The organism is Sulfuriroseicoccus oceanibius, assembly GCF_010681825.2.
Taxonomy (GTDB): Bacteria; Verrucomicrobiota; Verrucomicrobiia; order Verrucomicrobiales; family SLCJ01; genus Sulfuriroseicoccus; species Sulfuriroseicoccus oceanibius.
This window is the reverse complement of sequence record NZ_CP066776.1, coordinates 1,282,392-1,307,111: the sequence shown is the minus strand read 5'-3', so window position 1 is coordinate 1,307,111 and position 24,720 is coordinate 1,282,392. Positions and strand designations below refer to the sequence as shown.

At 58.7% G+C, this 24,720-nt stretch carries 24 protein-coding genes; 12 read left to right on the top strand and 12 right to left on the bottom strand.

Annotation, left to right across the window (positions count from 1 at the left end; all coding sequences use genetic code 11):
* Nucleotides 1-187: 187 nt before the first annotated feature.
* Genes G3M56_RS05150 through G3M56_RS05135 form a run of 4 tightly spaced genes read left to right on the top strand, consistent with a single transcriptional unit; the run spans nucleotide 188 to nucleotide 3,721 of the window.
* A complete protein-coding gene (locus G3M56_RS05150; RefSeq protein ID WP_164364143.1) occupies nucleotides 188-760 on the top strand; it encodes an ATP-dependent zinc protease family protein in 573 nt (190 codons plus the stop codon).
* Nucleotides 761-801: 41 nt separating this feature from the next.
* On the top strand, nucleotides 802-2,364 hold the full coding sequence (locus G3M56_RS05145; protein ID WP_164364141.1) for a UUP1 family membrane protein: 1,563 nt from the start codon (nucleotides 802-804) through the stop codon (nucleotides 2,362-2,364).
* Nucleotides 2,364-3,341 (top strand): alpha-L-glutamate ligase-like protein, encoded by a 978-nt coding sequence (locus G3M56_RS05140; protein ID WP_164364140.1) that lies wholly within the window; start codon nucleotides 2,364-2,366, stop codon nucleotides 3,339-3,341. The genes G3M56_RS05145 and G3M56_RS05140 overlap by 1 nt, the downstream gene beginning before the upstream one ends.
* A 50-nt stretch (nucleotides 3,342-3,391) precedes the next feature.
* A complete protein-coding gene (locus G3M56_RS05135) occupies nucleotides 3,392-3,721 on the top strand; it encodes a hypothetical protein (protein WP_164364138.1) in 330 nt (109 codons plus the stop codon).
* Between the two features lie 81 nt (nucleotides 3,722-3,802).
* Here the strand turns inward: G3M56_RS05135 and G3M56_RS05130 are convergent, their stop codons facing one another.
* Nucleotides 3,803-4,627, bottom strand: coding sequence for a hypothetical protein (locus G3M56_RS05130; protein WP_164364136.1), 825 nt, complete (start codon nucleotides 4,625-4,627; stop codon nucleotides 3,803-3,805).
* Between the two features lie 106 nt (nucleotides 4,628-4,733).
* Entirely contained in the window at nucleotides 4,734-5,339 is a 606-nt protein-coding gene (locus tag G3M56_RS05125) for an RNA polymerase sigma factor (RefSeq protein ID WP_164364134.1), read from the bottom strand.
* Between the two features lie 172 nt (nucleotides 5,340-5,511).
* Between G3M56_RS05125 and G3M56_RS05120 the strand changes: the two genes are divergently transcribed.
* Both G3M56_RS05120 and xseA read left to right on the top strand, forming a co-directional pair.
* Nucleotides 5,512-6,525 (top strand): MDR family NADPH-dependent oxidoreductase, encoded by a 1,014-nt coding sequence (locus G3M56_RS05120; protein WP_164364132.1) that lies wholly within the window; start codon nucleotides 5,512-5,514, stop codon nucleotides 6,523-6,525.
* Between the two features lie 65 nt (nucleotides 6,526-6,590).
* Nucleotides 6,591-7,943, top strand: a complete 1,353-nt coding sequence (gene xseA / locus G3M56_RS05115; protein ID WP_164364130.1) for an exodeoxyribonuclease VII large subunit — start codon at nucleotides 6,591-6,593, stop codon at nucleotides 7,941-7,943.
* 193 nt (nucleotides 7,944-8,136) lie between these two features.
* Here xseA and G3M56_RS05110 read toward each other — a convergent pair whose 3' ends face one another.
* Nucleotides 8,137-9,720: an ammonium transporter gene (locus tag G3M56_RS05110; RefSeq protein ID WP_235203600.1), complete on the bottom strand. Its 1,584-nt coding sequence runs from the start codon at nucleotides 9,718-9,720 to the stop codon at nucleotides 8,137-8,139.
* A 202-nt stretch (nucleotides 9,721-9,922) separates the two neighbouring features.
* On the opposite strand from G3M56_RS05110, the gene G3M56_RS05105 reads away from it, so the two are divergent.
* Nucleotides 9,923-12,172: a heavy metal translocating P-type ATPase gene (locus G3M56_RS05105; protein WP_164364128.1), complete on the top strand. Its 2,250-nt coding sequence runs from the start codon at nucleotides 9,923-9,925 to the stop codon at nucleotides 12,170-12,172.
* 168 nt (nucleotides 12,173-12,340) lie between these two features.
* Here the strand turns inward: G3M56_RS05105 and G3M56_RS05100 are convergent, their stop codons facing one another.
* Together G3M56_RS05100 and G3M56_RS05095 are read right to left on the bottom strand one after the other, a co-directional pair.
* The gene (locus G3M56_RS05100; RefSeq protein ID WP_164364126.1) at nucleotides 12,341-12,694 is read right to left on the bottom strand and encodes a hypothetical protein; all 354 of its coding nucleotides are present in this window, start codon (nucleotides 12,692-12,694) and stop codon (nucleotides 12,341-12,343) included.
* A gap of 217 nt (nucleotides 12,695-12,911) precedes the next feature.
* Nucleotides 12,912-13,838 (bottom strand): tyrosine recombinase XerC, encoded by a 927-nt coding sequence (locus G3M56_RS05095; protein WP_327786997.1) that lies wholly within the window; start codon nucleotides 13,836-13,838, stop codon nucleotides 12,912-12,914.
* Nucleotides 13,839-14,010: 172 nt separating this feature from the next.
* Between G3M56_RS05095 and hisF the strand changes: the two genes are divergently transcribed.
* Nucleotides 14,011-14,787, top strand: a complete 777-nt coding sequence (gene hisF, locus G3M56_RS05090; protein ID WP_164364124.1) for an imidazole glycerol phosphate synthase subunit HisF — start codon at nucleotides 14,011-14,013, stop codon at nucleotides 14,785-14,787.
* A gap of 175 nt (nucleotides 14,788-14,962) precedes the next feature.
* Here hisF and rpsD read toward each other — a convergent pair whose 3' ends face one another.
* The 7 genes from rpsD to G3M56_RS05055 all read right to left on the bottom strand — a co-directional run bounded on the left by rpsD (nucleotide 14,963) and on the right by G3M56_RS05055 (nucleotide 20,177).
* A complete protein-coding gene (gene rpsD, locus G3M56_RS05085; protein WP_164364122.1) occupies nucleotides 14,963-15,574 on the bottom strand; it encodes a 30S ribosomal protein S4 in 612 nt (203 codons plus the stop codon).
* 74 nt (nucleotides 15,575-15,648) lie between these two features.
* Nucleotides 15,649-16,209: a 30S ribosomal protein S11 gene (gene rpsK / locus G3M56_RS05080; protein WP_164364120.1), complete on the bottom strand. Its 561-nt coding sequence runs from the start codon at nucleotides 16,207-16,209 to the stop codon at nucleotides 15,649-15,651.
* Between the two features lie 75 nt (nucleotides 16,210-16,284).
* Nucleotides 16,285-16,653 (bottom strand): 30S ribosomal protein S13, encoded by a 369-nt coding sequence (rpsM, locus tag G3M56_RS05075; protein WP_164364119.1) that lies wholly within the window; start codon nucleotides 16,651-16,653, stop codon nucleotides 16,285-16,287.
* A 63-nt stretch (nucleotides 16,654-16,716) separates the two neighbouring features.
* Nucleotides 16,717-16,830 carry a 50S ribosomal protein L36 gene (rpmJ, locus tag G3M56_RS05070; protein WP_164364117.1) on the bottom strand — a complete coding sequence of 38 codons (114 nt, stop codon included), beginning with the start codon at nucleotides 16,828-16,830 and terminating at the stop codon, nucleotides 16,717-16,719.
* Nucleotides 16,831-17,048: 218 nt separating this feature from the next.
* The gene (locus G3M56_RS05065; protein WP_164364115.1) at nucleotides 17,049-18,215 is read right to left on the bottom strand and encodes a 1-deoxy-D-xylulose-5-phosphate reductoisomerase; all 1,167 of its coding nucleotides are present in this window, start codon (nucleotides 18,213-18,215) and stop codon (nucleotides 17,049-17,051) included.
* Nucleotides 18,216-18,254: 39 nt separating this feature from the next.
* A complete protein-coding gene (locus G3M56_RS05060; RefSeq protein WP_164364113.1) occupies nucleotides 18,255-19,175 on the bottom strand; it encodes a phosphatidate cytidylyltransferase in 921 nt (306 codons plus the stop codon).
* A 177-nt stretch (nucleotides 19,176-19,352) separates the two neighbouring features.
* Nucleotides 19,353-20,177 carry a polysaccharide deacetylase family protein gene (locus G3M56_RS05055; RefSeq protein WP_235203599.1) on the bottom strand — a complete coding sequence of 275 codons (825 nt, stop codon included), beginning with the start codon at nucleotides 20,175-20,177 and terminating at the stop codon, nucleotides 19,353-19,355.
* A 444-nt stretch (nucleotides 20,178-20,621) separates the two neighbouring features.
* Here G3M56_RS05055 and G3M56_RS05050 point away from each other — a divergent pair, with 444 nt between their 5' ends.
* The 4 genes from G3M56_RS05050 (at nucleotide 20,622) to G3M56_RS05035 (ending at nucleotide 24,703) form a co-directional block, all read left to right on the top strand.
* Nucleotides 20,622-21,926, top strand: coding sequence for a DEAD/DEAH box helicase (locus G3M56_RS05050; protein WP_235203598.1), 1,305 nt, complete (start codon nucleotides 20,622-20,624; stop codon nucleotides 21,924-21,926).
* A gap of 115 nt (nucleotides 21,927-22,041) precedes the next feature.
* Nucleotides 22,042-22,536, top strand: coding sequence for a phage regulatory CII family protein (locus tag G3M56_RS05045; RefSeq protein ID WP_164364111.1), 495 nt, complete (start codon nucleotides 22,042-22,044; stop codon nucleotides 22,534-22,536).
* Nucleotides 22,533-23,159, top strand: coding sequence for an NUDIX hydrolase (locus G3M56_RS05040; RefSeq protein WP_164364109.1), 627 nt, complete (start codon nucleotides 22,533-22,535; stop codon nucleotides 23,157-23,159). Before G3M56_RS05045 ends, G3M56_RS05040 begins: the two co-directional genes overlap by 4 nt.
* Nucleotides 23,160-23,245: 86 nt before the next feature.
* Nucleotides 23,246-24,703, top strand: coding sequence for a C39 family peptidase (locus G3M56_RS05035; protein WP_164364107.1), 1,458 nt, complete (start codon nucleotides 23,246-23,248; stop codon nucleotides 24,701-24,703).
* The last annotated feature ends 17 nt before the right edge of the window (nucleotides 24,704-24,720 follow it).

Genomic DNA, 24,720 nt, shown 5'->3' with positions numbered 1-24,720 from the left:
CAATTTCGGGCGATCAGGCAAGCCCAACAACGTCCCAAGAGACGTAAGGGTTTCATGCGGAATCATCCTGAACACCGATCCGTACATCAATCAACCTCCATCCGAACGGCTCAAGAAAAACCAGTATTTAATCACTCGCTCAGCCCATTGACGGGACTCAATAAACAAGCGTTGATTACTGTTACTCATGAAGATACTTCAACTGACATATTCGACACTCCTCTCGCTCGCAATGGCCCTCATGGTCCACGCCGAGAGCCCCTCATCCACGAGTGCCACACAGGAGGAGCCGATCATCGTCGGCGAGGTGGAGCCCGTCGGAATCGTCGAAGCTGGAACGCACTTCGAAGCCCGTATCGACACCGGCGCGGAGACCTGTTCGATTCATGCGGAAAACATCGAAGCCTTCGAACGCGACGGCAAAAAATGGGTCCGTTTCCAACTCATCAACCCAACAACCAAGGAACCCATTCTCCTCGAACGCCCACAGGTCCGCCGCGTTAAAATCAAACACCAGGAAGGTGAATTCGAACGGCGAATGGTAGTCAAACTGCGCGCCGCATTCGGCGAGGAAATCCGCCCCACCGAGTTCACCCTCACCGACCGCAGCCTCTACCAATACCCGCTGCTCGTCGGTCGCAATCTCTTGCACGGCACTGCCATTGTCGACGTCAGCCGCAAGAACACACTCGAAAAGCCCGACCTCTGGGCCACCGACACCAAGGACAACGCTCCAAAATCATCGGGAGGCAAGAACTAACGCCGTCCCCGATACAGCACGCTTTCCGCCCATCTGGCCTCATGAAGTCCGCTATTCAACTCCGCATCCTGATCGCCACCTTGGCGGTCATCGGACTTGCGTCCACCCTCTACCGGCACTTCCAAACCGGTTACCCCCTGACTCCCGACCAAAAACTTCCGGTCTGGACCATCGAGGCAAAACTCACGTTCACCGCCGAGCCGGACACTCCTGTCCGTGTCCGCTTTGCCGTTCCCGACGAGCAACCCCGGCTAGGCATCCTGGAGGAAAGCGGAGCCTCCCCGAACTTCGGCTTCACACCACCACCAACAGCGGAAGACGCCTCGTCTTTCTTCCGCTACGTCACGTGGTCGAAGCAACAAGCCGAGGGCAAGCAGGAACTCTTCTACCGCATCGACATCTACCAACGTCCGGAAACCCCAATCCCTCTGCTTCCCTCACCTCCGGTAGAACTTCCGGCCGACTTGCAAGAGGGCCCGCAAGCCGTCGCCGCGGACGAAATCATCGCCTTGGCTCGTCAGTACTCCGCCGACACCGAGTCGTTCGTCAGCCAGCTGCTCACGATCCTCAAAGACAGCAACAACCAAAACGTCCAGGCTCTGCTGGCAAATCGCAAAAAGCCGCTCGAGGAAAACCAACTCCTCCATCAACTGCTCGCCAAAGCCGGACTCGACGCCCACTTCATACGCTATATCCCACTCGAAAAAAGCGCATCGAATATCAGCCTGCAACACGCCGTCGCCGTCATCGACAACGGAAAAATGCAACTCTTTGCCTTCGGCTCGCCCCACCCGCTCGATACCAGCAAAGCGCTCATCTGGCAGCGCGGCGGCCCGGCATTGGTCGAACTCAGCGGTGGCCGCAACGGCCGCATCTCGTTCTCCACCATTGAGCAATTCCTCCCCGCCGAACTCGTCCAGGAAACCGCAGCGCGCCGGAAACAAGAAACCCTCACCGACCTCTCACTCTCATCGCTCTCCATCGAGCAACAAAACGCCTACCGCTTGCTCCTCATGATCCCATTCGGCGCCCTGGTCGTCGTCATCATGCGCAACATCGTCGGCATCAAAACTTCGGGAACCTTCATGCCCATCCTTCTGGCCATGTCGTTCCTCAAAACCGACCTCCTTCCCGGCCTACTCTTGTTCACCATCGTCGTTAGCGTTGGTCTGATTGTCCGCTCTTATCTGTCGAAACTCGACCTGCTGCTGGTCCCGCGGATCTCGGCAGTCGTTGTCGTCGTGATCGGAATCATGGTCGGTTTCGGGATTATTGGATCCAAGTTCAACCTGGTCATCGCCCAATCGGTCACGCTCTTCCCCACCATCATTCTCGCGTGGACCGTCGAGCGCCTGTCGATTCTGTGGGAGGAAGATGGAGCCGGCGAAGTCGCTAAACAAACCAGCGGCAGTTTGTTGGTCGCCGTACTCGCCTATCTGGTCATGGGCAACCCAACCCTACGCTATCAGGTGTTCATTTTCCCAGAACTGTTGCTCGTCGTGCTGGCGGTGATTCTCGCGCTGGGCCAATACGCAGGCTACCGCTTGTCGGAGTTGGTTCGCTTCGCCCCGCTGGTCAAATCACAGGATAACGCCCCCCGCTAATGGCCTCATTTCTCCAGCGATTCAAGGTCGAATGGTGCAAGCCGTCGGAGCTGCGCAAACGCGGCATCGTCGGGATGAACCACCGCAACTCGCACTACATCGCCCGCTACAACCGCCGCGAACTCTACCCGCGAGTCGACGACAAACTCAAAACCAAGCTGCTCGCCAAAGAGTTCGGGCTCAATGTCCCCGAGCTCTACGGCGTCGTTACCAACCAGTCCGGCGTCAAAAAACTCGCGAAAATCGTCGGCGACCACCAACAGTTCGTCATCAAACCCTCACAGGGCAGCGCCGGCAAAGGCATTCTCGTCATCACCGGACGCGAGGCGGAAACATTCATCAAACCCAGCGGCGGACGCCTAGACCATGGCGACCTGCGCCGCCACGTCAGCAACACACTGAGCGGACTCTACAGCCTCGGCGGAAAACACGACAAGGCGATGATCGAATACGCGATTCAGTTCAGCGATGCCTTTGATGGATTCTCCTACCAAGGAGTTCCGGATATCCGCGTCATCGTATTCCAAGGCTACCCGGTCATGGCGATGATGCGCCTTTCAACCGCGGCATCCGATGGCAAAGCCAACCTGCACCAAGGGGCTGTTGGTGTAGGAATCGACCTGATCACCGGTAAAGCCCGCAGCGCAGTCCAGTTCAACCGCCCAGTCCTAAAACACCCCGATACCGGTCGCGATCTGCGCGAACTCGTCGTCCCCCAATGGGACAAGCTCATTCATTTGGCATCGCAATGCTACGAAATGACCGAACTCGGATACCTCGGCGCGGATATCGTGCTCGATAAAAACCTGGGGCCACTCATCCTCGAACTCAACGCTCGCCCAGGCCTAGCCATCCAAGTCGCCAACAATGCCGGCCTGCTCGACCGCCTAGAAGCCATCGAATCCATCAGCCGCAAGGACCGCATCCTCTCGACCGCGGAGTCCCGCGTCGCCTTCGCCCAACAACGCTTCGCTTAATCACACCCGCTTGCTTGCGGGCCCGCTCCAGCCCTGCTAAAACTCGCCCTATGATCAACCGCAGCAGCGTCATCGTTCGCCCGAAAAAACCATTCATCGATTGGGTTCACTCGCTCGATGGCCCGAAAATCTCTGAAGACGTCATCAACGAAGACCGCACCGTCTACCTCATCCCCGAGTTTGAATCCAACAAGGATGCCATGGACGTCCTCTCGGAAGGGTTCGAAGTGATCTTCGAAGCCGAACTCTACGACTGGCACACCGATCCCGCCGGCTGGCCGAAGAACCGCTCGTTCGACACCTTCAAGAAGTGGTTCCACATCGACTTCCACGCCATCGTCCACGACTGCTGCGGATACCCGATCACCGAGGAAGATTAACTTCCCACCACATCCTTCTCTAGCAAACGCTCCCCAACGCCCGTCGTTGCGGAGCGTTTTTCTTTCCCCCCCAGCCGCCCCCTACTCCGCCTTCATCCGCAGCTGAACTGGTAACCGCACCGGTAGCCGCACCTCCAGTCGTTGCCCACTGTCCGGACTCAGGGTCACAGTCTCCGAAACATATCCCTCAGCAGAAACCGCGAACTCCAGCGGACGGTCCGACACGCCTCGAACCCAAATCCCACCATCACCATCCTCGAACCAATACTTCGGCAAGGATGCAGGACCCCACTCCACACCACCACTCCACGCCCGACTCCACAACTTGGGATTGTCGATCACCTTCCCTGTCAGCCCATCCACCGCCACGACTTCCACATTCAAATCAAACAACGCATCGTCGCGCGCCGCAGCACGCCACCACAAAAGCCCTCCGAAAACCACCGCTACCAACGGAAAAACTCGGATTACCCGCCGCACCTCACCCTCAAGATGCGTATTTGGCGCAGCCCGCTCGAACCAACGCGCATGCTTCTTCTGCACCACCCACAGCAACAACCAAACATCACTCACCACAGCAGCGGCAAGCGCACCGACCACCACCCGGAAGTCATGAGCCGCCAAGCCATCCACCGATCCCACATCGATCGAGAACAACACCGCGAATAACACAGCCGCCGCAATTCCCGCTCCCAAGCTCCACAGGCACCGCTTGCGCGCCTTATCCGATCCATTCCACACCGCCAGCACTGCATGCAGCCCAAGAGCTCCCACAGGAATCACCCCAAACACGTCACCGCCATCCCCCAACAACCGCGTCACAAAGGGAAACATCATCAGCATCAGCGAAACAGCAAACACCAAGACACTCGCGGAAATCAACGGACGCGGAGGCAGCGAACTCATCACGAGATCATTAACAACATCACCCCACCAATCGAGCCAAATCCAGCCACAAAAAAAGCACCCCACTCGGGGTGCTCAGATGGTATTCCGGAGAATGACTCAACGCTCACAGGCGCAGTGGCATCACTTTCCTCAAGCGCAGGATCCCACGGCGGATTCTAGCTTTTACAGTGCCCAGTGGTTCGCCCAACTGATCAGCGGCCTCAGCTTGGGTGAGCCCTGAAAAATACACCATCTGGATCGCCTCACGCTGGGGTTCGGACAACTCCATCACCGCACTGCGGACGGTGCGGTTGCGATCACCCCACTCCACCAATCGCAGCGAATCTTCGCGGCGACGTGACTCGTGCCCTTCCTCCTGCTCCTTGAAACTCTCGGTCAAGCGAGCGCGGCGTTGCTTGGCTCGAAGACGGTCGATTGCGCGGTTGCGCGCCATCGTGGTGATCCAGGTCAGCGGCTTCCCTTTGTCCACACGGTACTGATCCGCTTTGTTCCAGATCATCGAGAAAACTTCCTGCGCCACATCCTCTGTGTCCTGCACGTCGTTAAGTACTTTGTACACCGTCGCGTAGACCAGACCTGAGAACCGCTGGTGTAACTCAGCAAACTTTTGCAGATCTCCATCCGCCACTCCGAGGATCAACGCCTCCTCTTCTTTCCGCTTTTGGAGTTCTTCGGGATCGACATTTTTGGCACGTGTTGAAGTTTTCATAATCACCATCTTTTTAATTCATGAAGAAAACTAATAGCAGACACGCCGGATGCATCAATCTTTTTAATCACTTTTTAAACGATGATTAACCGAACCTAATCAACTCAAGCTTAGGGAGCAGCAACTGATGCTCGCACTTGTCAGGAATCCCGATCTGGAGCAGCCTGATCTCATGATCCAGTCCCGCCTGATTGCTACTGAACTCACCCCAGCTCCCACTGGGCTTGATCTCGTCCGCAACGACCTACCAACAACCCCACCTCCCGGACATCTCCGGGTCAAAGTGCTGGCCAGCGCCATCAATCCCGCGGACATCAACTACCTCGAAGGACAATATGGCGACCGTCCGGAACTCCCCGCTCGGCTCGGCATGGAAGGAATCGCCACCGTAATCGCCCACGCCCCGGACACCCTACCAACTCCCGAAGCCCCAGTACCGGCCATCGGAAGCCAGGTGATTTTCATTCGCCGCTGCGGCTGCTGGGCCGACATCCTCGATGTGACACCCGAAGATGTGCTCAAGGTTCCTACCAACCTGACGCCTGAACAGGGAGCCCTTTTGAAAGTGAACCCAATGACCGCCCTGCGCATGCTCAGTGACTTCGCCGACCTCAACCCAGGCGACTGGGTGATGCAGAACGCGGCCAACTCATCCGTCGGCGAATGCGTCATCCAGATCGCAAAAAAACTAGGTCTGCGCACAGTCAATGTCGTCCGCCGCGAAGGCTTGCAGCAACCATTGACCTCCCTCGGCGCCGACGCCGTGATTGTCGACTCGAAGAATACCAAGGACGAGTTGATGGAAATCACCGCAGGCAACGCGCCAAAACTCGGCCTCAATGCCGTCGGCGGAGACTCCGCTCTGCGCATGATGGATTGCCTCGCCAATCGCGGCACGATGGTAACCTACGGAGCCATGAGCCGCCGCGCCATCAAAGTGCCCAACGGCATGCTCATCTTCAAACAACTGCGGCTCGAAGGGTTCTGGGTCACCAAATGGATCGCCGCCCAGAAACGCGCCCGCTTGGAGACCGACTACGCATCGCTCGCTCAGTGGATGACCGACGGCTCGCTGCGCACCACGGTCAGCCAGACCTTCCCCCTCAGCGCCTACGAGCAAGCTTTCACTAACGCCAAGCAGGACCGACGTGGGGGCAAGGTTCTGTTCATTCCATCCGCAGGATAACGACCAACACTTCACACCACCTCACCATTTGGTAATCTGCAACTCTCCGGCTACAATCCGCTACCATGCCCGCTCCCGCTCCTGAATCCGTCCTCTCCGTCACCCAACTGACGCGCAAGATCCGCGAACTGATCGAACTTGAGATCGGAGAAGCCTGGATCGAGGGCGAGGTCAGCAACCTGCGGGTCCAGCGCTCGGGCCACCAATACTTCACGCTCAAGGACAGCGGCGCGCAGTTGTCGTGCGTCCTTTTCAAAGGCAATGCAATGCGCCAGACGCACCTGCCGGAAGACGGGCGCAAGGTTTTGTTGTTTGGCGAAATCTCGGTCTACGAAGCACGCGGCAACTACCAGATGATCGTGCGCGAGGTACGCCCCGCGGGTGTTGGCGACCTCCAGGCCAAGTTTGACGAACTCAAGCGTAAGCTCGCTGCCGAGGGATTGTTCGACCAGGCACGCAAGAAACCACTGCCTAAATTCCCAACCCGCATCGGCGTGGTCACCTCGGCCTCGGCAGCCGCGTTACGCGACATGCTCCACGTCTGGGAGCGACGTGCTCCATGGCTCCGGATCACCATCTTCCCTGTGCGTGTGCAAGGCTCAGGTGCCGAGCACGAAATTGCCGACGCCATTCACAAGCTCAACCACTGGAACCAACACACCACCTCAGACAAACTCGACGTCCTCGTCGTTGCGCGCGGTGGCGGAAGCCTCGAAGACCTCTGGTGCTTCAACGAAGAAGTCGTCGCGCGCGCTATCGCCGCATCGGATCTGCCCGTCGTCAGCGGCGTCGGCCACGAAATTGATTTCACCATCGCAGACTTCGCCGCCGACCTGCGCGCCCCCACCCCAAGTGCCGCCGCCGAAGTGCTAACCCCAGACCGCGCCGAACTCGCCGCAACGCTCGACGGTCTCGCCCATAGAGCAAAACGTAGCATGGACCAGCGCGTAACCATGCTCGACTACCAGTTGCAAAGCCGCTCGGGGGCCGAGTTGTTCAACATGCCACGCTTCGCCATCCGCGAACGCCAACAGCAACTCGACTCAGCGCTCGACGACCTCACCGATTTGGCTGAGGACACTCTCGAGTCCCGCGACGACCGCCTCCACCGCCTCCAGGAAAAACTCGCACGACTCACGCCATCGGCTCAACTGGCATCCACCAACGATCGTCTCGACCAACTCCAACGCCGGATGGTGGAACTCACCACCCATCGCCTCGAAAAACTCACCGACGCGCTAGGCCACCGCCAATCCCTCCTCCACGCCATCAGCCCCGACGTCGTCCTCGCCCGCGGCTACTCACTCACCACCGACTCCACCGGCCGCATCATCCGCGATGCAGACACCCTCTCCCCCGGCGACGAACTCACTACCAAGTTCGCAAAGGGCTCAGTCAGGTCGAAGGTCGAGTCGTGAGCGTTTTACGTTTTAAGTGATTAGGTTTTAGGATCCAGCCCCGGCAGACACGAGGCTTTCCTAAAACATAAAACCTAACACCCTAACACTTTACGCAAAAACACCCGGCCGGAAAAATCCGACCGGGTGCCTTTACCCAGCTCCCCGAGACACCCGTGTTCTGGGAGGAGAGCGATGTTCGCGATTGCGATGATTAGTTCGGCTGTGGGTTGACCATCAGGTCGCCGTAAGCAGGAGCGCCGTGTTCTTCGACGTCCAGGCCTTCCATCTCCATTTCCTCCGGCACGCGAATGCCGATGGTCTTCTTGAGGATGAAGAAGGTGACAAACGAGAAGACAAATCCGAAGGCGCAGACGAGCAAGGTTCCGCCGAGCTGCACGAGGAAATCAGCACCACCGAGCACACAGGCCAGGGTTCCGAAAATCCCGCAGACACCGTGGACCGAAATCGCACCCACGGGATCGTCGATCTTGAGTTTGTCGAGAATCAGGATGGAGAATACCACAATGATACCGGCAAGAGCACCGACGACCAGCGCCTGCCACGACGACAGGATGTCCGCACCTGCGGTGATGCCGACGAGACCTGCAAGGAAGCCGTTCAAAGACATCGAGAGGTCAGGTTTCTTGATCACGATCCACGAGGTGAAGATCGAAGTAATCGCGCCACCGATGGCCGCGAGGGTGGTGGTCACAAAGACGTGCGCAACAGTTGAAGGCTCGGCACTGAGCACCGATCCGCCGTTGAAGCCGAACCATCCGAGGAAGAGAAGAAACACACCGATGGTAGCCAATGGAAGGCTGTGACCCAGGATCGGCTTGGTTCCATTCTTGGTGTACTTGCCCTTACGCGGACCAAGCACGAGCACCGCTGCAAGAGCAGCAAAGCCCCCGAAGGCGTGCACCACGGTCGATCCCGCGAAGTCAGCAAATCCCCAGCTATTGAGGATGCCGCCACCCCAGTGCCAGGCACCGGCAAGCGGGTAACCGATCATCACCAGAATCACCGCATAAATCATGAACGCACCCAGCTTGATACGCTCTGCCACAGCACCGGACACGATGGTCGCGGCGGTCGCAGCAAACATGGCCTGGAAGATGAAATCGGTCCAGTAGACGTATGCCGGGTTGTAGAGGTTGGTGTTGCTCAACAGAATGTCGGACCCGTTGGCAGGAGATCCAAAAGCGAGCCAGCCGTCGATCACCCAGCCACCTGGGTAGTGCGCGTTGAAGCCCCACACGAAGTAGGTCAGCACGCCGATGCTGATGATCCAACAGTTCTTGAACAACACGTTCACCGTGTTTTTGCGCTGGCAAAGGCCTGACTCCAAGCTCGCAAACCCGAGGTGCATCAGGAACACCAAAGCTGCCGAAACCAAGATCCACAGGTTGTTCACGATGAACCCTGTGAATCCGGATGAAGCCGCCCACACATTGTCATAGATCGCCTTCTGGGCATCATCAGACGCTGCGCTGATCGCTTCTTTGGCGGCGTCGCCGGTCTCGTCGCTGCCGACGAGCTCTTGAATGTCCGACCACAAAGCATCCGGCTCGGCGGCGACGTAGTCAGCCCAGTCAGGCATCACCACGTTCTCGTCGCCAGCCTTCTCTGCGGCCTCGGCTTCCGCTTTGGCATCGGCGTACGCCTGGGCCTGGGTCAGAGTGGTTTTCAGTTCGTCCACTGTGGCGGCGTGCGCGCCAGAGAGGAATCCGCCGGTTGCTGCGACCACGCTACCAATGATGGCAATCGTTAGAAGTCGGAAGAATCGGTGTTTCATCGGTCTTGGTTGATTAGGTTGGGCAAACGAGCGGCTGGAGCGAAGTCTCACTGCCGAGTCCCCAACGAGTTAAGCAACCCGCGTGCCAATTTTCCGCGCACCTGAATCGCAACACTCTCGATTTCTTCAAAATCCGCCAAATACGAATCCTTCATTGCCCTCGCCAAGCCCCCCGCGTACCCGCCATGATGGAGACCTGCTCATGAGCGACCAACCCGATACCCAGCGCCCATCATCGGGCGCAGACGAACTCTCGTCCATCCTGCGTGACGACCCGGCACTGGAGGCGATCGAAATCTCCCCAGGAGACCACCGTCTGCGAGTCGCCACCCTCGGCCCCATCAACGAAGCAGAACTCCGCGACCGACTCGGCGCCCAACTCAACGAGATCCAACAACGCTTCGGAGCTCTGGAATCACTCACCCTCACCAGCGACGGAATCCTCGAGTCCGAGTCCACGGGCAACGGCACCCGCCTGAGCAAACCCACCTGCCCCACATCTCCAAAGCTCTGGACGTGGCGCGAAATCCCATGGCCCGAGCCAGACCAATCCGAGGAGTCCGCCGACGAATGGCGCGAAATGGCCTGGTTCGCCGCGGTGTGCGGAGTCTTCGGGCTCATCGGCTTCGGGCTTTCGATGGTTGCAGGCATTCCATCGTGGATCCCCATCGTCTGTTACAGTGTCGCCATGATCGCCGGCGGATGGGACGCCGCTATCGACACCTTCGGCCTTCTCAAGCGAGGCAAAATCGATATCCACTTTCTGATGCTCGCCGTTGCTCTTGGTGCCTCGCTGGTCGGAGCGTGGGGCGAAGGAGCGCTGCTGCTCTTTCTTTTCTCGTTCTCCGGCGCGCTCGAGCACTTTGCCTTCTATCGCACGAAACGTGAGATCAACGCGCTATTCAAAGCGGCTCCAAAAGTTGCCACGGTCATCGATCCAGATGGCACCGAACACATCCGGGCCGTCAGTCACATCGAACCGGGAGACACTTTACTGATCCGCCCGGGCGACACCTTCCCTCTTGATGCCACCATCACCCGCGGAGAAACCGCAGCGGACGAGTCCACTCTGACCGGCGAAGCCATCCCCGTGCAAAAGAACATCGGCGACCCTGTGTTCAGCGGCACGCTCAACTTGTGGGGCGTCACCCGTGCCGAAGTCACCAAGCGTGCCGACGAAAGCTCGCTGCAGCAGATCATCCGCCTGATCCAAAACGCCCAGGAACAAAAGGCACCTGCCCAAAACTTCACCGATAAATTCGGCAGCGGCTACACCTGGCTCGCGCTTTCCCTCACCACCGTCATGTTCTTCATCTGGTGGCTGGGCTTCGGGCTCTCGCCATTCGAATCCTCCCCCGAGAGCTACTCTGCGTTCTACCGCGCGATGGCGCTGCTGGTCGTGATCAGCCCGTGTGCGCTTGTCTTGTCCATCCCATCCGCCATTCTCGCGGCTATCGCGTGGGGTGCCCGCCACGGGATCTTATTCCGCGGTGGTGCGGCAGTGGAAAAGCTGGCTCAGATCAACGTCGTGGCGATGGACAAAACCGGAACGCTCACCACCGGCGACCTGCAGGTTCACCACGTCGAAGCCTTCCCCGCATCCGCCGAGGAATCCCTGCTCTCGCTCGCCCACGGACTGGAGAAAAACTCCACCCACCCAGTGGCTCACGCCTTGGTCAAATTCATCGAATCCCGCGGCATCGAACCCGCATCCATCGAGCGCTTCCAGTCCCTCACCGGCATGGGCCTGCGCGGCACCACCGACGACGGCGACGTCCTCATCGGCCGCCGCACATTGCTCGCCGACGGACCACTCTCCGACCTTTTGGACAATGTGCCCGAGCCCCCAACCGGCTTCTCGGAAGTCTGGATCATCACGCCGCATTCCGCCGGACGCTTCCTCCTCCAGGACCAGGTCCGCCACGGCGCAGGTGCAGTGCTCGACCATCTCAAACAATCCGGCATCACACCAATCATGCTCACCGGCGACCGTCCGGAAGCCGCCGCCAAAGTCGCTCAGGAGCTCGACCTCAACCCGGACTTCATCCGAGCCGGACTAATGCCAGACGAAAAAGTCGACGCCATCCGCCAACTCGGCGCCGATGGTAAAAAAGTCGCCATGGTTGGCGACGGCGTGAACGACGCCCCAAGCCTCGCGGCTGCCTATGTCTCGGTCGCCATGGGCGGACGCGCCAGCGACGCCGCGCTGGAGCAAAGCGAAGTCGTACTCATGAACGACCGCATTGAAGGGTTCGTCGAAGCACTTGACCTTAGCCGCAAGGCCCGCCGCATCATTCGCCAAAACCTCATCATCAGCCTGGGCACCGTGCTGCTCATGTTCCTCGTCGCGATGGGCGGAGACCTCCCCCTCAGCATCGGCGTCTTCGCCCACGAAGGCAGCACCGCGCTAGTCTGCCTCAACAGCCTGCGCCTCCTCTTATCAAAGTCTTAGAAACTGCCTAACCGAGCACTGCACGCTTTCCCGAAAGTAACATCCATGTGCTATCCAGGTATCAACGCATGCGCACCGCCAACATCCAGCTGAACATCGGCAAGCTAAACACAAAAAAACCGCCCGTCCTCATTGCGAGAACGGGCGGAAATGGTTTGAGGGCTCTGCCTACCACGAAAAACTGAAGTAGGCGCGGTTATCGCGATTACGGTAATACCCCGATCGGCAGCCGTCATAGCGACGGTTCCAGTCGTGATGACGATATCGTTGATGATGAGCAGGCTTGCAGCGGTGGCTCACCACCACCCAGCGGTAGATCGGGCAGCCGCCGCAATCGTAGCCCACCAACTGACGGACTTTACGCACCTTGTGCCCACAGTGACCACAGTCGTGTGAATAGTGATGATTGTGGTGCTTGTGATGGTGCCGTGAATGACGGTCCTTCTTCCCTGCCTCAGCGGTCATGGGAGCGAACGCCACCATACCGGCGGCAACAGCGAGAAGAGCAACAAATGGTTTCATAGCTTCAGTCGTTATGGGTTCAATTTTTCATCCACCGGATCCGGTGGCCGATCCCTCCGACGCGAGCCCTCGATTCTTCATTCACTCTCTTCAAAAAAAAAATCTCCCATCTCCCGCGCCTGAAAGGAGCTCGGACCAAAGCACAGGCCTCCAGCCCTGTGACCACACAGCACGTACTTTTTTTCCCACACGCTGAAAAGGTGCTGGCACCGCAGAATCACGCCCGCGGGTGCGCATCATCATACGCGTCCTTAAGCCGCTCAAACGACACATGCGTGTAAATCTGAGTCGTCGACAAATCCGCATGCCCAAGCAACTCCTGCACCGCCCGTAGGTCCGCCCCGGCATCCAGCAAATGCGTCGCAAAGCTATGCCGCAACTTGTGGGGCGTCACCCGCAGTGGGATCGACGACATCTTCAAATACTTGTCGAGCAGGTTACTCACCGCCCGCCTGGAGATCCGCTTCCTTTGTTTGCTGATGATCAACGGCCCATTCCGCACCCCGGCGGCCGACTGGTATTTCTGCAGCGCCTTCACCGCCATTCCGCCAACGGGCACCATCCTTTCCTTCGCCCCCTTCCCCATCACACGCATCGTCTCCGAGTACACGTCCACATCCTCCACATTGAGATCCACCAACTCCTGCAATCGAATCCCCGTGCCGTAAAACAACTCAAGTACCGCAGCATCCCGCAGCGGCAGCCACGACGGCTTCACCTTTTCGTCGGCCGATTTAAGCGGCAGCTCGAGCAACTCATCCAGATGCTTTGCCGTCAATACCACCGGCAGCTTCCTTTCAGGCTTAGGCAACTGGACATCCGCCAATGGATTCTCCTTCATCCCCCGCCGGTCACGTAGCCATTTGTAGAACGACCGCAGAGCCGCAAAATGCTGGCGCACCGTCGCTCGCGACCGCCCCAGCTTCATCATCTCAAAAAGATACTTCCGAAACGTCGTGGTCGAACACGCACCCCATTCACTGAACTTTGGATCCCACTCACGGAACACGCGCAACGCCCGTGCATAGCCGTCTAGGGTATGCTTCGACGCCGACTTCTCCACCCGCATAAACTCAAGAAAGGCATCCACCAGTTCGTCTTCCGCTGATGCCTCAGGTGCTTGCTTGTCGTCCGAATCCGCCACGCCGCCACCGTACGTGGAATCAGTGAATGAGACAAAGCAGAATCGGCCACAGATGAGCGCGGATCGTCACAGATGTGCAACCTCGCCACGGCGCAGTTCCCCCTTCCTACCCCGTACTTGCTACCCGCTGCTTCAATCTTGCAATTACACTCGATCCGCGCCCTATTACCGCATGCTCACAAAACGCGTGATCCCATGCCTCGACGTGACCGATGGTCGCGTGGTCAAAGGAACCAACTTCGTCGGTCTGCGCGACGCCGGCGACCCCGTGGAATGTGCCATTGAGTACAACCGCCAGGGAGCTGACGAGTTGGTGTTTCTCGATATCACCGCCTCATCCGACGGACGCGACACTATGGTCGATGTCGTCCGCCGCACTGCCGAGCATTGCTTCATGCCCGTCACCGTCGGTGGTGGCATCCGCTCGGTCGAAGACATGCGCCGCATGCTCACCTCCGGTGCCGACAAAGTGAGCATCAACAGCTCGGCCGTCGCCGATCCAGATTTGATCAACCGCGGGTCGAAAGCCTTCGGCCGTCAATGCATCGTGGTGGCCATCGATGCCAAGAAGAACGACCAGGGAGGCTGGACGGTTTACACCCATGGTGGCCGCACCCCAACCGAGCTCGACGCGATCGAGTGGGCCAAAGAAGTCGAATCCCGCGGCGCCGGTGAAATCCTGCTCACCAGCATGGACGCCGACGGCACCAAAGACGGCTACGACTTGGAACTGACCGGCACCCTCAGCCGCGCAGTGAACATTCCCGTCATCGCCTCCGGCGGCGCCGGCAACGTCGACCACATGATCGACGTGCTCGACCAGGGCAGCGCCGACGCCGTCCTCGCCGCATCCATCTTCCACTTCGGAGAGACCACCGTCGGTGAAGTAAAAGAAGGCCTCAAGGAGCGCGGCGTTCCGGTACGGATTGTACCGGTGGAAGAGAAGTAAAAGGCCCACACAGCCCCCTTCCCTCCCAAAGGTCCTATAAGTCTTATAGGGCCTATTTTTGTGCCCGGAGCGCACTGGTAGAACCACATCAGCGCCCCAGCACCTATAACCGCCAGCCACAAAAAAACCGCCACCGGAGAACCAGTGGCGGTTTTTTGTAAAGCGTTCGATCGGCTTATCGGGAGTAGAGTTCCACGACGAGCTGCTCGTTGACCTGTGGGTCGATCTCGCTGCGCTCAGGGACGCGGTTGACCGAGCCTGCGAGGGTCTCTTGGTCGAAGCTCACCCAGTCAGGGGCGGTAGCGTACTGAGTCTTCTCGATGTTGCGGAGAGCGAGCTGCTTCGAGCCTGCTGCATCGCGCACCGAGATCTTGTCACCTGGCTTGCAGGAGTACGATGCGATGTTGGTGCGGACGCCGTTGACGAGAACGTGACCGTGTCCGACGAACTGGCGGGCACCACGGCGGGTGTTGGCCAAGCCCATGCGGTAAACGACGTTGTCGAGGCGGAGTTCGAGGAGCTGGAGAAGGATCTCACCAGTCACGCCGCGGCGGCGGACTGCTTCCGCGAAAAGCTTGCGGAATGGCTTCTCAAGCATGCCGTACTGCATACGGAGCTTCTGCTTTTCTTCAAGCATCAGCGCGTAGTCCGACTTCTTCTTACGGGTGTTCTTCGCACCGTGCTGCCCCGGAGGGAACGGCTTGCGCTCAAGCGTCTTGCTTGCGCCGAAGAGAGCAACGCCGAAACGGCGGCTGATTTTGTCAGTTGGTCCGGTGTAACGTGCCATGATTCTGATTCGGTAAGTGGTTGATAGCGGCGGGTGCTCATCCAGAGCTGCGGCCCGCCATTAGGATGGGTGAATTAGACGCGACGTGCTTTTGGCGGACGGCATCCGTTGTGTGGGATCGGGGTGACATCCTTGATCAAGGAGATGTCGATACCGATTGCCTGCACAGCACGAACCGCGGACTCACGACCGGAACCAGGGCCCTTGACGCGAACTTCAGCTTCGCGAAGACCGTGACCCATCGCCTGACGGCAAGCATCCTGACACACGAGCTGGGCTGCGTATGCGGTGCTCTTACGGGAACCTTTGAATCCAAGCTTACCAGCGGAAGACCAGCCGATGACGTTGCCGCCGCGGTCGGTGATGGTCACCTTGGTGTTGTTGAAGGTGGCGAGAACGTGGACGATGCCGGTGGAGATGTTCTTGCTGCCCTTGGCCTTGAAGACTTTCTTCTTCTCTTCAGGCTGCTCACCGTCGAGCTCTGCAAAGATGTCGCGCTTGCGGTCATCTTTCTTAGGGGCGGCCTGCTCAGCAGCAGCTGGAGCAGCGGTCTCTTCTTTCTTCTCCTCTACTGGAGCTGCCTCGGCAGCCGGGGTAGCGGCGACTTCTTCGTTCTTTTCTTCGTTTTCAGCCATATTCAGCTTGGTTGTTGGGCGCCTACACCACCGACGTGTTCGGTGAGTTCTCCGGCAGCCCGAATAGATTTCAAATTACTTCGATGCACCCACGGTACGACGCTTGCCCTTACGGGTACGTGCGTTGGTCTTGGTGCGCTGTCCGCGGACAGGAAGACCCTTGCGGTGGCGGAGACCGCGAACCGACTGGATCTGCTGGAGACGCTTCAGGTTGCTCTGAATGTCACGGCGGAGGTCACCTTCGATGACCAGGTTGTTGGCACTGATCACCTGAACGATAGCGGAAAGCTGGTCGTCGGTGAGTTCACCTGCGCGGATATCTGGGTCGATATTTGCTTCGCGAAGGATGCGTGATGCGGTTGGGCGGCCGATTCCGTACACGTACGGGAGTGCTGCCTCAATGCGCTTTTCGTTTGGGATGTCGATTCCGAGTAGCCTTGGCATATCGTGGGATGGTTGAAGTCTAGGGATTGCTCACCGCGTACGGTGGGCGAAAAAGTTGACCGCTTAGCCCTGGCGCTGCTTGTGGCGTGGGTTTGAGCAGATAATGCGCACCACACCCTCCCGGCGGATCACGCGGCAGGATTCGCAAAGGCGTTTTACTGAAGGTCGGACTTTCATCGGTTCAATAGGTTAAAGTTCCCGCGTTGTTGCGGTGATTGTTCAGACTTGCGAAGCGCTTGGCACTGAGTCAGTTGAAAAACAAGCCAAAACCCGCGCAAAATCGGGAGGAAATCACTACCACACAAAAAAGTGACCGCAACTAGGGATTACAAAAAAGTTCACCCACCTCGCCTCCTCGAAATCAACGCACAAGCCCATATCGCCCGAATACGAGCTCACTTCACCCGGTCAAACACCGCGGCATGTGCCGCATGGCGCGCCCATTGATCCGCCTCAACCACCGCATCCAGAGAGGTATCCCCTTGATTACTATGAGCTTCCATCACAGACGCCACCAGCTCCCAAATTGCAGGAAATCCAATCTTCCCCTCGAGGAATGCGTCAACGGCCACCTCGTTGGCTGCGTTCATCACCGACGGCATGGTACCGCCCGAAGTACCCGCGGCACGGGCCAATTTCAGCGCAGGGAAGACATCTTCTCGCGGCGCTTCGAACTCCAGCTTCGCCAGTTCACTAAAGTTCAGCGGGCGCAATGAGTTCGGCACGCGGTCCGGGTACGTCACTGCATACTGGATCGGAAAACACATGTCAGAGTGGCTCAACTGTGCCAACACAGACCCGTCCACCGTCTCGATCATCGAATGGACAATGCTCTGCGGGTGCACGATCACATCGACCCGGTCCATCGGCACGTCGAAGAGCCAACGCGCTTCGATCATCTCCAGGCCTTTGTTGAACAAAGTCGCGGAATCGATCGAAATCTTGCGCCCCATATCCCAGGTCGGATGCTTGAGCGCGTCCTTTGGCTTCGCCTTCTTGATCGCCCCCACGGATGCCGTGCGAAATGGTCCGCCCGATGCCGTCAGGATCAGACGCGAGACATGATCGGAAGGCACACCCTCCAGACACTGGAAAATCGCATTGTGCTCGCTGTCCACCGGCAGGATCCGCACACCCTTGCGGCGCGCCGCCTCCATCACCACCTCACCGGCCATCACGAGAATCTCTTTACTGGCAATCGCCAAGTCCTTCCCCGCTTCGATTGCTGCGAGCGCCGGCCGCAAGCCAGCCACTCCCACAATCGCCACCAGCACCATGTCAGCCTCATCAAGCGTGGCTAGATCAATCAACCCAGCCTCACCCTCACCAACCTCACAGTCGCTGCCCACGCGCTCACGCAGACGCTGCGCCGCCGCTGGGTCGCTCATCGCCGCATACTTGACGCCAGTCTCTTTGATCTGGTCGGCCAACACCTCATCGCGCACACCCGCAGCCATGCCCACAATCTGGACCCGCTCCGGGATATCCCGCGCCACTTTCAGTGCACTGCAACCGATCGACCCAGTCGACCCCAATACGACAATTTTCCGCTGGTCAGACATTCCGATGACTCAAATTCTCTCCTCTTCTCCAGGCCGAAATCAGGCAAGGAAGCTCAAATACAAATAAAGGGCAGGTGCAGTGAAGCAAATGCTGTCGATCAAGTCGAGCACACCTCCAATCCCCGGCAATGCCTGACCCGAATCCTTGATCGTCAGACTGCGCTTAATAACAGACTCCGCCAAATCCCCTACCACCGAAAGCAGGGAGATCACCAAGCCAATCAAAATCACACTGCCGAGACCACCGAGTGCAGCCAATTGCTGAGGCATCAGCAAATACATTCCAACCCCGGCAATCTGAGCAATCACCAGCGCACCGTAGAACCCTTCCCACGTCTTGCCCGGGCTGACACTTGGAATCAGCTTGTTCTTTCCAATGCACGACCCCACGAGATACGCGCCCATGTCCGTGAACTTGGTCACAGCCACCAACCACAGTGCGTACCACGCACCTGGCGTCACCGGCAGCTCCACTTCGGTGTCGCCATACTCGTAGAAAAGGATGCGGGTGACAAAGTGGAAGAGCACCGCAGGATAGAAGATTCCGAAAACGGTGTAGAGCACCGGCTGCAAGGCGTCGTTGCCCTTTTCCTTGCGCAGCAACATTAGGCAAAATGCGCCAATGATGGCAGCAAAGGTCAAACCGCCATCCAGCCAACCCACGGCGTCGTGACCATCCCCACCGCTGCGCAACACCCACCAGATCCCGATGGAATAGAGCACCGACAAGGCAATCCCGAACTTGCCGAATACCAGCATCCCTGCCGACTTCGCCATCCGGAAGTACTCCACGCAGCCCAAAACTGCCAGCGCGCCAACCACCACGAAGTAGCCGGTCGGGTGTCCCCAGATAAACGTTCCGGCAACCAGCCCCCACAAGATCACCGTGCTCAGCAGACGGTCTCGAAATACCGCCGCTTTACTCTTGGATGCGGGCGGAGCAGACGGTGATTCGGGCATGACAACTGGTGACGGAGGAAGTGAAAAATCAACCGGAGAGCACGCATTGCCCCACCGGATTACGGATCGCATTTCACCCGCTGACGGCCTGTAGTCAAGCAGCGAATCAACAAAGGATCCCAATTCGCCGCCGTCGCCCCCAGCTCAACCCATTGTCCACCAACCCGCGATCCAGCGCTAAGGCTCTTGAGTCAGCAACTGGGAAACGGTAACGAAAGTATACCCTTTGGAAAGCAATCCATCGAGAGCCGCGGGCATCGCATCGATCGTGCTGGAATGAATATCGTGGGCCAGCACGATCGATCCATTGCGAGTCTTGGAAACGATCCGGTTGGCGACCACCGCAGGGCCCGGACGACGCCAGTCCTGTGGGTCCACATCCCACAAAATCGTCGGGTAGTCGTATTGGCTCTTGATCATCGCACGCTGACTCTGGCGCAGCGCACCGTACGGCGGGCGCATCGTGCGCGGGCGCACACCACAAGCAGCCACGATCGCATCCTCGGTGGTGCGCAATTCCTTGTGAACCGCAGCGTCCGAGAGCTTCGTCAAGTTCGGATGGTTCCACGTGTGGTTGCCGACCTCATGCCCCTCGGCCACCATCCGCTGGATCAAATGCGGGTAGAGCTTGGCATTGCGCCCCACCACATAGAAAGTCGCCCGGATGTTGCGCTCCCGCAGAATATCAAGCAAACGGGGCGTCAGGCGCGGGTGCGGACCATCATCGAAGGTCATGGCAATGTACGGAGCGGGTGTGTTCACCCGACTGTAGCTGATGCCCCGTCCCCCTCCGGTCGACGTCAGCGAAACATTCGGATTACTCCCTTTCGGGTAGTTTGGCATCATCGTTCCACCGCCGGCAGCGCCGCCATTGTTTTGACTGATTACTGCCCCCGGCCCCTGATCATCCCCCTTCTTCTGAGAACTGCAGGACACCCCCGCAAACACCAACATGAAGGCGAGCGTTGCGGAAAAAAGGATTCGGAAACGTGAGTAACTCATGACAAAGACGGCCGACGAGAAGGCGCACTAGTTTGTGCCTTGAATTAGGCTGAAAATCAAGTTCCATTCGCAGAACTCTCAGGGGGTCAAGCAACTCCGCAGCAGCTCAAGGATTGGCCATTTGTGACCAACCGGCGCATCCCCAGACGTCATCTCACTTGCTATTGCGGAAATGTGAGCCATGCTACAGCCGTCCCGCACCAACCGTGCCGGACACAAGCGGACGCGAAGGAAGCTCCGCTGCTTAACGGGTCTTTTTCGATGAGAGAACGTTCGGTTCACTCAAAATCATCGATACCGCGGACGCTAGAACGCGCCGCCACTTAACGGGTCTTTTCGATGAGAGAACGTTCAGTTCACTCAAAATCATCGACACCCAGGCGATCGATGAAACGCACCACTCACAGTGGAGTTGTATCCTCGGCGCCCCCCACAACCCTATCTATGCAATCATCTGATATCAGCTTTTCGGAGCTCAAGCTCAGCGCCCCGATCCAAGAGGCCCTGAAAGCAAAAAACTACACCCACCCGTCGCCGATCCAAGCGCGTGCCATCCCGCACATACTCGACGGCAGGGACCTCATCGGCTGCGCCCAAACCGGCACTGGCAAGACCGCGGCATTCGCACTTCCGATTCTCCAACTCCTCACCGAGTCGAAATCGCGCCGCACGCCACGCCGCCCACGCGCTCTGATCCTTACCCCGACCCGCGAGCTGGCTGCCCAGATCATGGACAACTTCGAGGCATACGGCAGCAACCTCCCACTGACCTCCCAGGTCGTCTTCGGAGGCGTCGGGATCAACCCGCAAATCAACCGCCTGAGCAAGGGCACCGACATCCTTGTCGCCACACCGGGCCGCCTCCTCGACCTCGCACAACAAGGCAAAGTCTTCTTCGATTCCGTGGAAATCTTCGTCCTCGACGAAGCCGACCGCATGCTCGACATGGGCTTCATCCACGATGTGAAGAAGGTCATCCAGCACCTCCCCCCACGCCGTCAGTCGTTGCTCTTCTCAGCAACCATGCCTGATGCCATCATCAAGATTGCGGACACACTTTTGCACAACCCCGAAAAAGTCGAGGTCACACCCGTTTCCTCCACTGCCGAGCGCATCGACCAGCGCATCTGCCACGTCCAACGTGAGAACAAGATCCCACTGCTGCTCGACATTCTGGACGAAAACCCAGAGGGCCTCGCTCTCGTTTTCTCACGCACCAAACACGGAGCCAATAGAATCGCCGAGCGCCTGACCAAGAAGGGCGTCGAGTCCGCAGCCATCCACGGCAACAAATCCCAGGGTGCCCGGGAGCGCGCACTTTCTCAGTTCAAGTCCGGCAAGATCCGCGTTCTGGTCGCCACAGACATCGCCGCCCGCGGCATCGACGTCAAAGGCGTGACCCTCGTGATCAACTACGACATGCCGGTGGACTCCGAAGCCTACGTCCACCGCATTGGCCGCACCGCGCGCGCCGGAGCAGACGGCCTCGCGTTCTCTCTGTGCGAACCTGCCGAGCATGAAAACCTCATCAAGGTCGAACGACTGATCAAGAAGACCATCCCGGTCCACAGCGATCACGCCTACGCTATCGACCCACCGAAAGGCCCGGCACCGACCAACAAATCCAACTCCGGTGGTGGACGCGGCAATTCTGGCAATGGACGCCCGAACCGCAGACGCCGCGGCGGCCGCAGACCGCTCGGCAACGGCTCACGCAATGCCCAGCCCGCAACCAGCGGAGCTGCCTAATAGCGGCTCGCCATCACCTTGAAAAACGCACAATCGCCCCGTGGAACCAATCTTGGATCCACGGGGCGATTTGTCCACTTGCCCAGCAGATAGCAAGCTGTGTATGTTCCCGCCTATGAAATCCCACGAGGCGATCCAAGGGGCACTGAAGCAGTCCAGCCCGAAACAAGTTGCTGCCGACCTCGGCATCTCACTCTCCCTAATTTATAAGTGGGCCCAGCCCCAGGACGCACTCGGCAGCGGCAGCCGCAACCCGCTCGACCGAATCGCCACCATGTACGACAGCACCGGAGACACCGGCATTATCCAGTGGCTGTGCCACCACGCCGGCGGCTACTTCGTGCGCAACCCGGATCGCAGCGCCGAACCACCAGAGCATGTGATGCCCGCCACCAATGAGATGGTGAGCCAGTTCGCCACACTGCTGACCTCAATCTCCCAAGCGGCCGACGACAACGCAATCACGGAAGAAGAAGCGGAAACCATCCGCCACGCGTGGAACGAGCTCAAATCCTTCGCCGAAGAATTCGTCACTTGTTGTGAGGAAGGCGATTTCGACCCGATCCGCCGCGCCAACGCCCGCTCCCAGTCCTCTCCTGCGACCTCATGAAATCCTTCCCCACCTTCGCCATCGACGACTGCGCCCCCGGATGGATCCGCCGCAAAACAGAATCACTCTACAACGGCCAGTACATCCAGTTGGAAAACATCCACTACCGCACCCCCGGCAGACCCGATGAGGACATCATCTGGACGGTCGCCCGACGCAAAAATGCGGTAATTGTTGCCCCTCAGACCAGCGACGGAAAATTCCTCATGGTGCGTCAGGAGCGGCTTCCCATCCAACGCACACTGTGGGAGTTCCCCGCCGGCCAGATCGACGACACCGAAAACAAGGACTCGCCCGCGGTGATCATTGAAACCGCACATCGGGAACTGCACGAAGAAACCCACCATCACATCGACTCCGAATCCGGCGAACTGATCCCCTGTGGCTTCTATTTCTCGTCACAAGGCTTCACCGACGAACACGCTTACCTCTTCCTGGCCCGCAACGTGGTCAAGGACGACACCGTCGAAGGCGGGCTCGGCGAGGAGTCCGAGTGCATTCACGAAGCCCGCGCATTCAGCCTCGAAGAAATCCGCCAAATGATCGCCGACAACGTGATCATCGACGCCAACACATTGGCTCTCTTTGCCCGCATGACCGCAATGCGCCTGATCGACCCGTGATTTTCGTTACCGCAACGACGATTTCGCCAAGACCCGGCGCTTCATAAACGTCCTCAATATACCCCCAAACCCGCCCGCTCACAGATATGCGCCGAATTCTACCCGCCCTGATCGCCCTCACCCTGAGCTCCGCTGTCGCCAACACCACCTGGCACACGATCACTCAGGAAAAAACCGGCAAGTCGCTTTCGGTCAAACTGGTCAAACTCGCCGAGGGCAAGGTCACGTTCGAATCCCAAAACGGCCGCTCATACACTCTGCCGGTCGACACCCTGACCACAGAGTCACGCGCAACCATCGACACCTGGTGGAAAGAGCGCGCCGCCGGTGCCCAAAAGATCACCGACTCCATCAACGAGGCGATCGGCCACACGTTCATCTCCGATGGCAATGCCATCTGGAACGACCCAGCGGAAGACGTCGCCCGCCGACTGCGCTGGCCACGCGAGTCGAAAACCGATGACTCCAGCAGCTTCCGAGCCTACCCTCGCGCCGATTACCGCTTCCTCGGCGCCCGCCCGTACTCGGCCACTCTCTACGGCAACGAAAAGGGCAACACCGATCTGATCTCCATCGTCTTCGCCAACAAGGGCGACTTCGGCAGCACCGTCGGCCGTGGCGAAGATCACTTCAACAACACCGGCGGCGAGAAGCCTGCGGGATCACTCGAAGAAGCCATGGAGCGAGATGCCAATCGCATCACCTCCGCATTGACCAAGCTCTTCGGAGAACCTGCCCGCCAGCGCTTTGGCGAGAAAAGCGACCGCCGCTACGTTGATCGGTGGGACTGGAACGGCATGGCATTCCTGCTCTCGGTCGCCGATGACGAATACTGCAGCCTGCTCATCACCCGCACCGAGATCGCGGACGCCGAGGGCAAAACCGACTTCGTCAAAGACTCGGACCTCCGCGCCATGCTCGCCGAGAACGTAAAGCGCGAAGACAATGGCGACGTCCTCATCACCAACATCCCGATGGTCGACCAGGGACCAAAGGGGTATTGCGCACCAGCCACCTTCGAGCGCGCCATGCGCTACATGCACGTCCCTGCCGACATGTACCTCCTGGCTACTGTGGCGACGAGCCCCAACGGCGGCACCAACACCATGCTGCTAGCAGATGAAGCCGAGCGCATCATTCGCAGCAAGGCCCGCTCACTCAAGATCGTCAAAGGCTTCGACCAAAAGTTCAAAATCCGCGACATCCAAAAGTACATCGACAAAGGCGTACCCGTCATGTGGATGATGCGCAGCCTCGATCCGTACAACAAGATCGCCAACAGCCGCACCCCGAAGCGCGAAAAAGTCACCGACTTCACCGCCTGGGCCACCGAGATCGCCAACGAAGCAGAGCAAGTCGCTCCTTCGCTGATGAATGTTCAGGACAACCACCACATCTGCCTCATCATCGGCTACAACGAAAAGACCAACGAAGTAGCAGTGAGTGATTCGTGGGGCCCACGCTACGAACTGCGATGGGTTCACCTGGACCTGGCACGCGCCGTGACCTCCCACCAAATCGGTGCTTACGTGATCAGTTACTAATCCCACAAAGCCATTAG

Bases quoted from the DNA above. Each gene is read 5' to 3' on its own strand.
- hisF (WP_164364124.1), top strand. From the start codon at position 14,011: ATGCTCACAAAACGCGTGATCCCATGCCTCGACGTGACCGATGGTCGC.
- G3M56_RS05060 (WP_164364113.1), bottom strand. From the start codon at position 19,175: ATGCCCGAATCACCGTCTGCTCCGCCCGCATCCAAGAGTAAAGCGGCG.
- G3M56_RS05130 (WP_164364136.1), bottom strand. From the start codon at position 4,627: ATGAGTTCGCTGCCTCCGCGTCCGTTGATTTCCGCGAGTGTCTTGGTG.
- G3M56_RS05065 (WP_164364115.1), bottom strand. From the start codon at position 18,215: ATGTCTGACCAGCGGAAAATTGTCGTATTGGGGTCGACTGGGTCGATC.
- xseA (WP_164364130.1), top strand. From the start codon at position 6,591: ATGCCCGCTCCCGCTCCTGAATCCGTCCTCTCCGTCACCCAACTGACG.
- G3M56_RS05105 (WP_164364128.1), top strand. From the start codon at position 9,923: ATGAGCGACCAACCCGATACCCAGCGCCCATCATCGGGCGCAGACGAA.
- G3M56_RS05100 (WP_164364126.1), bottom strand. From the start codon at position 12,694: ATGAAACCATTTGTTGCTCTTCTCGCTGTTGCCGCCGGTATGGTGGCG.
- G3M56_RS05125 (WP_164364134.1), bottom strand. From the start codon at position 5,339: ATGAAAACTTCAACACGTGCCAAAAATGTCGATCCCGAAGAACTCCAA.
- G3M56_RS05055 (WP_235203599.1), bottom strand. From the start codon at position 20,177: ATGAGTTACTCACGTTTCCGAATCCTTTTTTCCGCAACGCTCGCCTTC.
- G3M56_RS05050 (WP_235203598.1), top strand. From the start codon at position 20,622: ATGCAATCATCTGATATCAGCTTTTCGGAGCTCAAGCTCAGCGCCCCG.
- G3M56_RS05135 (WP_164364138.1), top strand. From the start codon at position 3,392: ATGATCAACCGCAGCAGCGTCATCGTTCGCCCGAAAAAACCATTCATC.
- G3M56_RS05035 (WP_164364107.1), top strand. From the start codon at position 23,246: ATGCGCCGAATTCTACCCGCCCTGATCGCCCTCACCCTGAGCTCCGCT.
- G3M56_RS05145 (WP_164364141.1), top strand. From the start codon at position 802: ATGAAGTCCGCTATTCAACTCCGCATCCTGATCGCCACCTTGGCGGTC.
- G3M56_RS05110 (WP_235203600.1), bottom strand. From the start codon at position 9,720: ATGAAACACCGATTCTTCCGACTTCTAACGATTGCCATCATTGGTAGC.
- G3M56_RS05045 (WP_164364111.1), top strand. From the start codon at position 22,042: ATGAAATCCCACGAGGCGATCCAAGGGGCACTGAAGCAGTCCAGCCCG.
- rpmJ (WP_164364117.1), bottom strand. From the start codon at position 16,830: ATGAAAGTCCGACCTTCAGTAAAACGCCTTTGCGAATCCTGCCGCGTG.
- rpsD (WP_164364122.1), bottom strand. From the start codon at position 15,574: ATGGCACGTTACACCGGACCAACTGACAAAATCAGCCGCCGTTTCGGC.
- G3M56_RS05150 (WP_164364143.1), top strand. From the start codon at position 188: ATGAAGATACTTCAACTGACATATTCGACACTCCTCTCGCTCGCAATG.
- G3M56_RS05040 (WP_164364109.1), top strand. From the start codon at position 22,533: ATGAAATCCTTCCCCACCTTCGCCATCGACGACTGCGCCCCCGGATGG.
- rpsM (WP_164364119.1), bottom strand. From the start codon at position 16,653: ATGCCAAGGCTACTCGGAATCGACATCCCAAACGAAAAGCGCATTGAG.
- G3M56_RS05140 (WP_164364140.1), top strand. From the start codon at position 2,364: ATGGCCTCATTTCTCCAGCGATTCAAGGTCGAATGGTGCAAGCCGTCG.
- rpsK (WP_164364120.1), bottom strand. From the start codon at position 16,209: ATGGCTGAAAACGAAGAAAAGAACGAAGAAGTCGCCGCTACCCCGGCT.
- G3M56_RS05120 (WP_164364132.1), top strand. From the start codon at position 5,512: ATGATCCAGTCCCGCCTGATTGCTACTGAACTCACCCCAGCTCCCACT.